Annotated in this window: 11 protein-coding genes; all 11 read left to right on the top strand. The window is 40.8% G+C overall.

The window, feature by feature from the left end; all coding sequences use genetic code 11:
* Positions 1-10: 10 nt before the first annotated feature.
* Positions 11-1,951 carry an asparagine synthase (glutamine-hydrolyzing) gene (asnB, locus tag T543_RS00425; protein WP_035764577.1) on the top strand — a complete coding sequence of 647 codons (1,941 nt, stop codon included), beginning with the start codon at positions 11-13 and terminating at the stop codon, positions 1,949-1,951.
* The gene (locus tag T543_RS14880; protein WP_051638426.1) at positions 1,948-3,033 is read left to right on the top strand and encodes a glycosyltransferase family 2 protein; all 1,086 of its coding nucleotides are present in this window, start codon (positions 1,948-1,950) and stop codon (positions 3,031-3,033) included. The genes asnB and T543_RS14880 overlap by 4 nt, the downstream gene beginning before the upstream one ends.
* 24 nt (positions 3,034-3,057) lie before the next feature.
* Complete coding sequence (locus T543_RS00415; protein WP_051638425.1) at positions 3,058-3,927, top strand: alpha-1,2-fucosyltransferase; 870 nt, start codon at positions 3,058-3,060, stop codon at positions 3,925-3,927.
* Positions 3,928-3,935: 8 nt separating this feature from the next.
* Positions 3,936-5,753 carry an ABC transporter ATP-binding protein gene (locus T543_RS00410; protein ID WP_051638424.1) on the top strand — a complete coding sequence of 606 codons (1,818 nt, stop codon included), beginning with the start codon at positions 3,936-3,938 and terminating at the stop codon, positions 5,751-5,753.
* Positions 5,754-5,816: 63 nt separating this feature from the next.
* The gene (locus tag T543_RS00405) at positions 5,817-6,863 is read left to right on the top strand and encodes an alpha-1,2-fucosyltransferase (RefSeq protein ID WP_035764574.1); all 1,047 of its coding nucleotides are present in this window, start codon (positions 5,817-5,819) and stop codon (positions 6,861-6,863) included.
* Between the two features lie 17 nt (positions 6,864-6,880).
* Positions 6,881-7,654 (top strand): DUF5672 family protein, encoded by a 774-nt coding sequence (locus T543_RS00400; protein ID WP_242839425.1) that lies wholly within the window; start codon positions 6,881-6,883, stop codon positions 7,652-7,654.
* 31 nt (positions 7,655-7,685) lie between these two features.
* Complete coding sequence (locus T543_RS00395) at positions 7,686-8,651, top strand: glycosyltransferase family 17 protein (protein ID WP_035764571.1); 966 nt, start codon at positions 7,686-7,688, stop codon at positions 8,649-8,651.
* A 3-nt stretch (positions 8,652-8,654) separates the two neighbouring features.
* The gene (locus T543_RS00390) at positions 8,655-10,064 is read left to right on the top strand and encodes a sugar transferase (RefSeq protein ID WP_035764570.1); all 1,410 of its coding nucleotides are present in this window, start codon (positions 8,655-8,657) and stop codon (positions 10,062-10,064) included.
* Between the two features lie 14 nt (positions 10,065-10,078).
* Positions 10,079-11,098, top strand: a complete 1,020-nt coding sequence (locus T543_RS14875) for a glycosyltransferase family 2 protein (RefSeq protein ID WP_051638423.1) — start codon at positions 10,079-10,081, stop codon at positions 11,096-11,098.
* An 18-nt stretch (positions 11,099-11,116) separates the two neighbouring features.
* The gene (locus tag T543_RS00380; RefSeq protein ID WP_035764569.1) at positions 11,117-12,523 is read left to right on the top strand and encodes a DUF3329 domain-containing protein; all 1,407 of its coding nucleotides are present in this window, start codon (positions 11,117-11,119) and stop codon (positions 12,521-12,523) included.
* Entirely contained in the window at positions 12,504-13,511 is a 1,008-nt protein-coding gene (locus T543_RS00375) for a glycosyltransferase family 2 protein (RefSeq protein ID WP_035764568.1), read from the top strand. Before T543_RS00380 ends, T543_RS00375 begins: the two co-directional genes overlap by 20 nt.
* Positions 13,512-13,572 lie beyond the last annotated feature (61 nt).

The raw sequence follows: 13,572 nt of genomic DNA, 5'->3' as shown, positions 1-13,572 counted from the left end.
AGGGGATAATATGTGCGGAATTGCCGGATTATGCGGTTTTAGAAGAGACTCAGAAAACAGTATACAGAAGATGATAGACAGACTACAGCACAGAGGACCGGATGCAAGCGGTATCTGGCATAGCCCTGATGATATGGTATGGCTTGGTCACAGGAGACTGGCTATACGTGACTTATCTTCTAACGGTGCGCAGCCTATGGTGTCACACAGCGGAAGATGCGCTATCTGTTATAATGGTGAGATTTACAATATCGATGTCTTAAAGGATAAGCTCTACGAAAGCGGATATACAGATAAGTTCCGTGGAACATCCGATACAGAGGTACTTCTTGAGGCGATAGAATATCTTGGAATAAATGAAACACTTAAGCTAAGTAAGGGCATGTTTGCGATTGCAGTTTATGATCTGGAGACGCATGAAATCTGCCTTGCCAGAGACAGAATAGGAGAAAAGCCTTTATACTACGGCTTTGTAAACGGTGCATTTGCTTTTGCCTCTGAAATAGGCGCGCTTAAGGAAATTGAAGGCTTTAAAAACAGAATCTGTGAGGAGATCCTGAATATCTATTTTTGTCATGGATATATTCCGGCTCCTTATTCAGCATATCGCGACATTTATAAGCTTGTACCCGGAACTATACTTAAGGTGACGGCTCCTTTTTCATATTTCAATCCTGTGTGCAGGGAAGATGAGATGATAAGAGGAGAGCAGCTCTCCGGGGACGCGTGGAAATTTGAGACTTACTATGATATAGAAGAAGTAGCTGTTTCCGGAATGAAGAATCCCTTCAAGGGAACAAGGCAGGAAGCGGCTGATGAGCTGGAGAGGCTTCTTAAGGAGTCCATAAAAGGTCAGATGGTTTCTGATGTTCCGCTTGGGGCATTTTTATCTGCGGGAATTGATTCAAGTACTGTGGTATCTCTTATGCAGGACATAAGTGACAGCAAGGTCAGAACCTTTACCATTGGGATGGAAGATCCGGCTTTTAATGAGGCAGCGATAGCAAAAGAGATAGCAGCGCATCTTGGAACCGAGCATACAGAGATGTATATAACAGAGAAGGATGCAAAGGAAGTTATTCCCAATCTGGCATATATGTTTGGTGAGCCTTTTGCGGATTCGTCGCAGATACCGACTTATCTGGTAAGTAAGATGACGAGGAATCATGTGACGGTCTCACTTTCAGGAGATGGCGGAGATGAGCTGTTTTGCGGATACAGATCCTATGAGTCCGTAAGAAGGATATGGGGTAAGATGCATTCGATGCCCTATGCGCTTAGAAATACTGCAGGGAAACTCCTCCTTGGCACAGGAGCAGCCAAAAAAGATAAGGTAAAAGGGGATAAGGCAAGGCTTCTTCAGGCAAAGAGTCCCGAAGATCTCTACCGCATACAGTATGAGATGGAGCCTGATGCTTTGGATATTGCAAAAAACAGGATCAGACTTCCCTACAGTCTTACGCTGGCAGGAAGAGATACCCTTTCTGAAGTTAACCACGATATCATGCTCCTTGATATGAAGATGTATCATCCGGATGATATCCTTGTAAAGGTAGACAGGTGCGGAATGGCTGTGTCACTAGAGAGCAGGATACCGCTCCTTGACAGGGATGTAGTAGAGTTTGCATGGAGTCTTCCGACAGAGTACCTTCTTGATAAGAAGACTAACGAAGGAAAGCAGGTACTTAGGGACGTTTTATACAGACGAGTTCCCAAAGAGCTGGTTGACAGGCCAAAGAAGGGCTTTTCAATCCCTGTCGGAAAATGGATCAGGGATACTGAGCTAAGAAGCTGGGCTGAGGACATGATAGCTTTTGATAAGATAAAAAGAGAAGGCTTTTTGAATGCGGAAGCGGTCCAGCGGGTATTTTCGGAATTTTTTGAAGGTGGCGAATACAGACCGGTTCTGTGGTATATTCTGATGTTTGAAGAGTGGCTGGAGAAGGCATGATTAGACAGATAGATAATTTTTATTTGGATGGGAACGTGGGAAATTCTCCCAAAATAACGGTGGCGATAACCTGTTACAACGTGGGAAAATATCTTGCAAGATGTATAGAGTCCGTGTTGGCGCAGACCTATAAGAATCTGGATATAATCCTTGTTGACGACGGGTCAAGGGATAACTCCGGTCTTATATGTGACTACTACGAGACTCAGGACAACAGGATAAGAGTCGTTCACCAGAACAATACAGGTCCCGGGGAAGCAAGGAATCTTGCGATCGATATGGCAGAGGGTGACTACATTGCTTTTGTTGACGGGGATGATTATGTGGAACCCTACATGTATGAGTATCTGATAACGGCATTACTCAGGTCTGAGTGCGCTTTGAGCATTTGTAAGTATTACAGTAACGGCGTGGATGAAGAAATCGATATCCATCCTCTTACCGAGGAGATGAGAGCCGGTAAGGTATCGGTAATCGATAAGGATGAGCTCCTTAGTCTATACATTGAGGAATCGGAGGAGTATCCTATAAGGAATGCTGTCTGGAACAAGCTTTATAAGAAGAGCCTGTTTGACGAGATAAGGCTTCCGAGTCAGAAATATTATGAGGATATTCTTGTCACACTAAAGCTCCTTGGGGCTGTGGAAAGCGCGGCATACGTTGACACTCCGCTATATCACTATATAATTGACAGAAAAGATAGTATAATGAATCAAGGTGCGTGCGACGGCATTTTGACGGATCAGATTCCTGCTTATCTGAAAAGGGATGAGTACTTAAAGTCGATAGGCCGTGATGACCTTGTTAATACGCAGGATTATCTTATGTATAAAAAGCTCCTTCTTCTTTATACAGAGGCAAGAAGAGATAAGAGTGGTAATAAGAAGCATATCAAGGAAGAACTTGAAAAGCGCATCAGAAACTGCAAAGACAGGATTGATGAAATCTATGGCTGCAGGATAGCCAATCCTCATGAGAGAATGAGGATGGATCTGTTTTTGTGGCATCCATGGGCTTATAACCTGTTTATGGATGTTAATGAGGGAATTATTTTGCCGCTTAGACAGAAGATCAAAAAATAACAGGAGAAAGATTCAGGGGGACACATGATAATAATCAGATTGAAGGGCGGTCTGGGTAACCAGATGTTTCAGTACGCATTATATTTACAGCTAAAAGCCCTTGGCAGAGAGGTGAAGGTAGACGAGGTTTCCGGATTTGTTGATGATAAACAGCGTGATCCTGCTCTTTTTGACATGTTTGGGATAACCTATGATAAGGCCGGAAACGAAGAGGTTATAGATATAACCGATTCGCACATGGACCTCTTTAGCAGAATAAAGAGAAAACTGTTTGGAAGAAAAAACCACGAGTATATTGATGAATCAGGCAATTTTGATCCGAAGGTACTTGAGATGGAGACTGCTTATCTTAACGGATATTTTCAGTCAGCCAAGTATTTTACGGACAAGGATGTGCTTGAGCAGCTTAGACGAGAGTATTCATTTGACCAGGATAAGGTGCTCGTCTCAGATAAATCGTGGGAGCTTTACAGGCAGATAAGGCAGACGGAATCTGTAAGTATCCACGTAAGAAGAGGGGATTATTTAGAGCCCGGAACAGTGGAGACCTTCGGCGGGATCTGCGATACAGACTATTACAAGAGAGCAATCGATATAATGCTCCAAAGATTCCCCAATGCGGAATTCTATGTGTTTACCAGTGACAAAGAGTGGTGTGAGCAGAATGTTTCAGGCAAAAGGTTCCACATGGTTGATACCGGAGAAGAGAATGCGGATGCTGTTGATATGTATCTGATGAGCCTGTGCAAGCATCATATACTTGCAAATTCAAGCTTTAGCTGGTGGAGCGCATGGATAAACGATGATCCTTCAAAAACGGTGATCGTTCCGGGAAAATGGCTCAATAATAAGCCGATGAATGATATTTACACAGATAGAATGGAGAAAATTTAAGGTAGTTTATGAGTTTAGGAAAACCTGATGATAATAAAGCGGAGGAGCTTTCGCTTTTTCAAAAAATCAATTATATATTCGATAAGAGGCAGAAGAGATACTTGGTTATTTTGGGAATAATGATACTTATAGGTGGTGTGTTTGAAACACTTGGAGTATCAATGCTTGTTCCAGTAGTTACGGTAATCCTTAATCCTGAATCGCTCCATAAGTTTATGGATAAGGTTCCAATGGTGAATGATATTGCGTTATCATTGGGGCTTAATACCGACAAGAAACAGATTTGTGCCATAATGGCGCTTCTCATTTTGGTTTATATCGTCAAGAATCTTTATCTATTGTTTCTCACATATCAGCAGAATACTTTTATTGCAAGAACCAGAAATGACATGATATCAAGGGTTATGAGGGAGTTTTTGAACAGACCCTATGAGGATTATCTTGGCGCGGACATACCTACGGTATTTAGAATAACTGATAGCGATATACCGCATATGTTTTCGTTGATGCTTGCACTTCTAAGTCTTGCGACAGAGGGTGTTGTATCGCTATTCCTTGGAGCATTCCTTGTGTACACGAACTGGAAGATGGCGGTTCTTATTATCGTTGTTCTTGCGGGAATGACATTGCTTAGCACCAAGTTTATCAAACCCCGTATGAATGAGATTGGTAAGAAGAACCAGAATATTCAGTCAAGGATTGCAAAGTGGAGAATCCAGGCTATCTACGGTCTTAAGGACGTAAAGGTTCTGAACAGACAGGACTTTTTTATCAGAAACTATTACGAATCAGGCAAGATCGGTGCTGAGACTGGAAGGGATTATACGGTTTTGAATAATCTGCCCAGACTTATGATCGAAACTGTATTCATGGCTTCCGTATTTGGATTTATCATGGTTTATGTTGCAGGCGGCGGAGATGTGAATCGTCTTATGACGCAGCTTGCTGCATTCGGTGTTGCAGCTGTAAGACTTATGCCCGGTGCAAACAGAATAAATACATATATTACAGAAATAGCTTATGAGGAGCCTAGTCTTGACTTTGTCTACAATAATCTGAGTGAATCCATGAAGACAGATAAGAAGATGGAAGCTGAGAGAATGGCTATTGCAGGACCTGCGCTTAAGCTAAATGACAAGATAGAGCTTAAGGACATAGTTTTTGCATATCCTGATTCAGATAAGAATATATTTACAGGTGCAAACATGATAGTTCCCAAGGGTAAGTCTGTTGGTATCATGGGATCATCGGGAGCCGGAAAATCTACAATAGTTGATATACTTCTTGGACTTTTGCATATAAAGTCCGGAGATATTCTGTGCGACGGAGTTAATATCTTTAGTAACTATGAGTCATGGCTTGCACAGATAGGTTATATTCCTCAGAGTATCTATCTTATTGATGAATCAATAAGAGATAATATCGCATTTGGTATAGCTGCTGATAAGATTGATGATGATAGAATATGGGAAGTGTGCAGGGAAGCTCAGCTTGCTGATTTCATAAAGACTCTTCCGGAAGGACTCGACACCAAAATAGGTGACCGGGGCGTAAGATTATCAGGCGGTCAGAGACAGAGAATAGGTATTGCAAGAGCGCTTTATCACAATCCGGAGATCCTTGTATTTGATGAAGCTACAAGTGCTCTTGATAATGAAACAGAAGCTGCTGTTATGGAGGCGATAAATAGCTTCCACGGCAAGAAGACAATGATCATCATTGCACACAGACTAAATACTATTGAGAAATGTGATATCATCTACGAAGTTAAGGATGAGAAGATTGTTGAAAGTAGTCTAGAGGGAAAGACTATAATTCATGCATAAAGCTTTTGTTTAGCTTTGGTGCGTTTTAAGTGGCGCTATATATGGCCACGGGATGGAAAAATTATGATAGGAACAGAATTAATAAAAGGATACGGCCTTGGAAATCAGTTGTTTTTTTATGTGACAACAAGATGTATGGCAGCTGAAAAAGGCGTTGATTTTGGATTTATTAACCCCGGGCAGATTGGAAATGTTTTCCATTCGAGCAGGGGTATGTATTTTATGGACATAGACATGGGAAAAGAGATTCCCATGGAGGATAAGGATAAATTCAATATTTTCATCGAGCAGGATGACAGACTCTACATGGGTAATTCCAGACATGATATGAGTAACGGCTGTTATATAAGCGGCGCCGATCCCAGGATGTTCGATATAGAAGACAATACTCTTATTTACGGCAATATGCAGGATGAGAGTTATTTTGAAAAATACAGGGATGAGATCAGGAACTGGCTTCATGTAAAACCTGAAGCGGAGTCCTATGAATATACAGCAGATGATCTGTGCATAATCAATATAAGAGGTGGTGAGTATACAGATCACCCGGAGCTATATCTAGACAGGCGTTATTTTTTAAATGCCATTAAGAATATGAAGAAGATAAACCCTGATATGAGGTTTATGGTTGTTACGGAGGATGAGGAAGCTGCAAGGAAGGTTCTTCCTGAATACGAATGCCATCACTTTGATATGGGCAAGGATTATGTGACAATTAAAAACGCAAGATATTTAATCCTGTCAAACTCATCATTTTCAATAATGCCTGTTTTATCAAGCACAGAGCTGAAATACGCGATTGCACCTAAATACTGGGCAAGACATAATGTATCAGATGGGTTCTGGTCATCAGAGCAGAATATATACAGCTTCCTTCACTATCAGGATAAGAAGGGCAGAATATGGGAAGCGCCTGAGTGCAGGGCTGAACTTGCTGAGTACAAGAAGAAGTCGTCCCTTTATGCAAGAAGGAACATTAAACCCGGCAAGGTGAGATCATATTGTCAGATAATCAGGAGAAAATGCCTGTATGGAGTATTTTTCTGCAAGAAGATCATAAGGTCTCTCGAGAGAAGACTTGGAATCATTAAGGTATTTAAAGCTGAGTAAAGATAAGGATATTTAAGATGAGTAATACATCAAAAAAGCTTTGCCTTAAGAATGTAACGCTTTGTGCTATGACAAGTGTTAACGTTTATGAGACAGTCAAAGCTTTGAAGTACAGTATGAAGGACATAGATTTTGGCGATGTGGTTTTTATATCCGATAAAAAACCGTTTTATCTGCCAAAGAATGTGAGATTTTCTTATACTGATAAACTTGATAGCATTGATAAATTTAATTATAAGATGACCTATGAACTGTGCAGGCATATCAAAACTGATTATGCGCTGATAGTTCATGCTGACGGATTTGTAATTCATCCTGAACTGTGGCGGGATGAATTTCTAAATTATGACTATATAGGAGCTCCCTGGCCGATTCCTGATAATGACTATCTCTACAGAGACAGAGAGGGTAATCTGTGCAGGGTTGGCAATTCTGTTTCGATAAGATCCAAGAGACTTATGGAATATCCGGGGAAACATAACAGTAAGTGGGTTCCTGTATATGATGATTTTTATAACGAAGACATCTATATCTGCTGCTATCTGAAAAAGGAGATGGAGCAGGAAGGTATAAAAATAGCTCCTTTAGAGGAGGCTGTTTATTTTGGAAGAGAGCATGCACTTCCGGAGAATAAAGGAATAGAGCCCTTTACTTTTCATAAGTGGAGAGGCGAGAATGCAGACTATCCAAGATTTTACAGCCCTGATAAGAGAATAAAAAATGCGATAAGGCCGCTTCTTTTTTGGAGAAAGACAAAGAGCTGGAGACAAAAGCACGGATTTAAAGACTGACAGAAAAAGTCCGTAGATTTGAGAGAATATTATGGTATATGATTTAATTCCTTTTTTTAATGAACTTGATATTTTAAAGCTTAGGCTTCACATTCTTGACCCGTATGTGGATAAGTTTGTAATTGAAGAAGCAACTACTACTTTTTCCGGACAGGAGAAGGAGCTTTGCTTTGAAAAAAACAAGGATATGTTCAAGGAATTTCTTCACAAGATTGAATATGTTGTTGTAAGAGAAGACAGGGATTTCAAGGTTACTCATGAGAGAGATTATTTTCAGAAGAATCATCTGATAGAAGGCATAAAAGATGCAACGAGTGATGATATTATAATTTTCGGTGATTGCGATGAGATACCTAGTCCCAAAGCCCTTAAAAAAATAATCGATAATTTTGATAAGACCAGGGTTTATCATCTTGCCCAGAGGAATTTTTATGCTTTCCTCAATATGGAGGAAAAATCAGGCAAGCTGTTATCTATTACAGGTGAGTTTCCGGAAATCAGGGAAGAGGACAGAAAATGGCTTGGAACCAAGGTCTGCAGCATAGACAATATCCCGAAGGAAGGTATTGTAAGGCTTAGGGATCTGGTTTCACCCTGCGATGAAAAGTCTGTAAGAGTTGCGGATGGCGGATGGCACTTTGGCTACATGGGCGGATACAAGGAGACAAATCCTGCAAAGAGAATCGGCGTTAAGGTCAAAGCTGCCGCTCATCAGGAATATAATGACCGCGAAGTTCTTGCTGAAACAATGGACCATCTGATCCTTGGAGAGGATATATTTGGCAGGAAGGCAAAGTTTGAGAGGGTCGAAGTTGACGAAACCTATCCTGAGTATTTAAGATATCATCTTGGTGAATACGAGCATCTCTATATGCCGAAGATTACTCCTTTTATGAAACTTACTCACAAGATAGACATTACGGCAGGCAGATTTATGAGAAAGGCTTATCACAAGATAAAAAGGGAGCTGGGCTTTTCTAAAAGCCGGGAGGACTAAAAGTTGCAGGGAAAGAATAAATATCTTTTGAATTACATTCTGTGGGCTGCAGATATGGGGACAATAATGCTGTCTTTTGCGATAGCTACTTATGTCAGATATTTTAACTTCAGAGACATGAGAGATAAATCGCTCCATTTCTATATCTGTATTGTTTTCATGCTGGTTGGAACAGTTTACAGTTTCGCACTTGACTACAACAGGGATTATATAAAAAGAACCGTCTGGAAAGAGGGAACTGCTATTTTTAAGTATTCGGTAGTTCTTATTCTCGGAACAATAGCTGTTGCGTATACATTACAGCTCGCAGAGCAGTTTTCACGTCTTGTAATGTTCTACTTTGCGCTTATCAATATGGCGCTTATGCTTTTTGTACATCAGAGCATAAAGGGTATGCTCAAGAAGTACTGGAGTAGCGGAGATACAGCAATAAAGCTTATCGTGGTATCAGAAAAAGAGATCCTTATGCCGACAATCAGACATCTTCAGCACAGGATCGAGATGAATTATTCGATCGTTGGTGCAGTATGTATCGATGAAGATATGACAGGAATGGTCATAAGGGGCGTTGAAGTTCTTGCAAATAAGAAAAATATCATTGACGTTATGACAGGAATGCCTCTGGACGAGGTGTTTATATATACTCCTAATGTAAGCCAGACTGCTCTTAATGAGACTATTGAGGCTTTTGGAGACATGGGTGTGACCGTTCACTACTGCGTAGAGCTTCCGGGAATAGCGGGAAGTACTTCAGTTGGTACTCTTGGAACATATTCCGTGATTACTTATATCAACGGAACCGAGAGATACAGAGCACTTATTGTAAAAAGACTTATCGATATAGTGGGCTCTTTGGTAGGACTTCTTATAACTGCGGTAGTTACACCTTTTGTTGCTATTGCAATAAAGCTTGATTCTCCCGGACCTGTTTTCTTTTCACAGACAAGGATCGGTAGAAACGGCAGACGTTTTAAGATATATAAGTTCAGAAGCATGAGGACCGATGCTGAAAAAATAAAGGAAGAGCTTCGGGATCAGAACGAAATCGACGGACTTATGTTTAAGATGAAGGATGATCCAAGAGTTACCAAGGTTGGTGCTTTTATCAGAAAAACAAGTATTGATGAGCTTCCTCAGTTTTGGAACATATTAAAGGGCGATATGAGCCTTGTGGGTACAAGACCTCCGACCGAGGATGAGTTTGACAAATACAATCAGCATTACAGAAGAAGGATCAGTATGACCCCGGGACTTACGGGAATGTGGCAGATAAGCGGCAGAAGCGATATTGATGACTTTGATGATGTGGTTAAACTCGACCTTCAGTACATTGATAACTGGTCACTGGGACTTGATATCCGTATTTTGATAAAAACAGTGGGCGTTGTTTTATTTGGCCGCGGAGCCAGATAAAAAGCGGAGATAATATGGCAGATTTTTTTATTAGCGTGATCGTGCCGGTATACGGTGCTGAGAAATATCTTGAAAAGTGCGTAAACAGCATAAGAAGTCAGACCTATGACAATATGGAGATCATCCTGGTTGATGATGGTTCAAAGGACAGAAGCGGGGACATGTGTGATGAATATGCCCGTAAGGACGATAGGATAAAGGTTATCCACAAGGAAAACGGCGGCCTTATTTCTGCCTGGATGGAAGGCGTAAGAGTAGCCGGCGGAGATTATTTAAGCTTTGTTGACAGCGATGACTTTGTGGATTCCTGCATGATCGAAGAGATGTCAAAGTACCTGACCGGGAAAAATGAGATAATCTGCTGCAATCATATGATAGAGCATGAGGATGGCAGGCAGACAAAGTGTGCGCATGGCGCTGCGCCCGGAATTTATGAAGGCCTTGAGCTTGAGCAAAAGATTTTCAGGAACATCCTTGGAAATGAAAACAGGACTGTAGCCATGTCCAGATGCATGAAGCTTACAAGGGCAGGTCTTATAAGGGATAATCTGGGATATCTTGATAAAAGGATCAGAATGGCAGAGGATGTAAATGCTATGCTCCCTGTTATGCTCGATGCAGAGCGTATAGTTGTGATGAAGGACTCGTATTATTACCATTATTACTACAATGACAAGTCCATGGTCCACTACTATGACAAAACGATGAATGAAAATATGAAATACCTTGATGCTGCTATCAAAAAGGTAATGGAAGATAAGTTTTCCGACAAGGAGCTATCTGCTGTAATGGTAGAGAAGGAAGAGCTCTTTATGTTTATGTTGCAGATGAAGAACGAGCTTAAACACAAGGGAGGACGAGTAGAAAGAGTCCTTGATCTGATAAAAGAGGAGGATATTAAAAACAGAGTTAAAAAATGTCCTCTTGTTGTAAAGGATAAGGGAAATCAGTTATTATATTTAGTGATGAGAAAGCCAAATGTTGTAACTGCGTCTATCCTGACCGCGGCTTTTTCACTAAAAAACAGAGGTTAAGACAGGGTGGAGAATAAAATGGTGACAATTAGAGAGACTGAAGAAATGAAAAAAGAAAATATCCGCAAGAGGTTATTTGTTATTTCAGTTGTTCTTTGTTTTGCCACTATTTTTTTATATGAACTATTTACGCCGATGATGATGGATGATATGACATATCTTTCCCAGGTTAAAAAGGCAGGAAGCATTGCGGGACTTCTTGCACAGGAAAAGCAGCAGTATCTTGGCTGGACAGGAAGATCTGTAGCGCACATGATGCTAAGACTCGTTATGTTTGCCGATCTTCACATCTTTGGCGGCGGAAGAATGATTTTCAATATAATATCTTCTGCGGCATTTACAATATTTTCGCTTCTTATTTACAAAAATATCCAAAAGACGAGAAAATATGATGTTTTGGCATATCTGCTCATCCTGCTCCTTGTGTGGATGTATGGTGTTTCTTTTGCACAGACGGTATTGTGGGAAACGGGTGCCTGCAATTATCTGTTTACAACAACTATAATAATGGCTTTTATCACTTACTTTAGAAGCAGCATAGAAAAAAGCATTGCTTTAGATGATACGGCTAAAGAAAAAGGCGTATTGAAGGCTGTTTTGATGCTGATTGCAGGTGTTCTTGCCGGATGGTGCAATGAAAATACAAGTGGAGGATGTCTTTTATTTATTCTCATCCTTCTTGCTATGTATTTAAAACAAGGTAAAAAGCTGAAAATTTGGATGATAACAGGACTTGTAGGCAATGTTACAGGTCTTGCGATAATGGTTCTTGCTCCCGGAAATGCGCTGAGGGCAGCAGGAAGAGAAGAGCTTCACACAGGTCTTCTTGGAATGGCTGCAAGATTTATGAACATTACCCTTGCTATCAGGGATGAATTTATAGTGCTTATTGGTGCGTTTATTGTACTTGTTGTTTTTCTCAGGATCCAGGGCAGAAAATGGGCAGAACTCTTGGATGTTCTTGTTTTTGGATTTTTATTCCTTGCGACATCTTATAGTCTGATACTGACCGTGACACCTCAGAACAGAGCGCTTTTTGGCGGCGGAATATTCCTTATTATCGCTATAGTTCAGGCGTTTGAGTATGTTGCCACAAATGAAACGTGGATACAGCTTATAAAGAGGGCATCTGTTTATCTAATGCTCCTTTATATGCTATTTACATATCTTGACTGTGGTGCGAGCCTTGTGAGAATATACCGCGAAGAAAAAGAAAGATACGACTATCTTGAAGAATGGTCAAAAAAAGGCGCGGAGGATGCTGAGGCACCAATGCTCAGACCCCAGTTTGAGAACAGATATACTGCAGCATACGACTGCGATATAACTGAGGACTGGACCAACTGGAACAATATGATGATGGCGAATTACTATGGATTTAAAACGCTTTTAGGAGTGGATAGGGATGAATGGGACAAATACTGATATAAGTATCATTATTCCTGTATACCAGGCGCAAAAAAGACTTAGAATATGCTTTGAAACGGTGAAAGCAGCTGCAGATCATCTTGAAAACAACCCTGAATTTGCGGGTGCAAGCTGCGAGATCATTCTGGTGGATGATGGCTCAACAGATGACAGCAAGAAGATGTGTGATGAATTTGCATCAGAAAAGGTAATTGTAAGACATACCGGTAACCATGGCGTGTCCCATGCAAGAAATATCGGAATAGAGCTATCTTCCGGTAAATACATTGCTTTTGTGGATTCGGATGATACTGTTGAAGAAGAATATCTTTGCACTTTATATAGAAAAGCGCTTGATAGCGGCAAGGATGTTATTGACATGTATAATGGCGCTGAAGATGGAAGCTGCTTTAGCGGAATAGAGTATATCAGCCTGGTTACACTGCAAGAGAATACCCATGTGTGGGGGAAGCTATTTAAGAGAGAAGCTATAGTCAGGAATAAGGTGGTATTTCCCGAAGGGCTTTCAATTGGAGAAGATATGTTGTTTCTTCTTGACCTTGCTCTGAAAAAAGGAGATAGCAGGGATTTCTTTGTTATTCCTGAAGGCGGATATAATTATTATGACAATGAAGAAGGTGCGATGAAAAGCGCCTTTAAAGAGAGCTACGCACATCAGCTTATCTGCTGGAAAAAGGCAGAGGAAAAGATGACAGAGAGCGGTTATGCTTTTTCGGAGGATGTTAAGGACAGGCTCTCAGTGATACAGATAATGAACTCGATGCTGGTTGCGGGGAAGATAGCCTGTATGAGCAGAGAAGATAAAAAGTCTGCTGATGCGGATATGATAAATGCCATATTAAGTACATGTCAGGACCTTATAGAACATGCACTTGAAAGAAAACGGGCGTTTTCTAAACTGCCGGGAGGATATAAGATCAAGGTATCTGTGTTTAGGATGAATGCCAAACTGTACCTTGGGTTATATGGATTATTTAAGGCATAAATGCTTGTACTGATGGAAGTGAAAAGAGTAGTTGTAATTGTAAATACAAACTTTGCCGGTA

The organism is Butyrivibrio sp. NC2002 (assembly GCF_000702265.1).
In the GTDB taxonomy this organism is placed as follows: domain Bacteria; phylum Bacillota; class Clostridia; order Lachnospirales; family Lachnospiraceae; genus Butyrivibrio.
The sequence above is the reverse complement of the archived record's forward strand: the minus strand, read 5'-3'. Positions and strand labels throughout refer to the sequence as shown.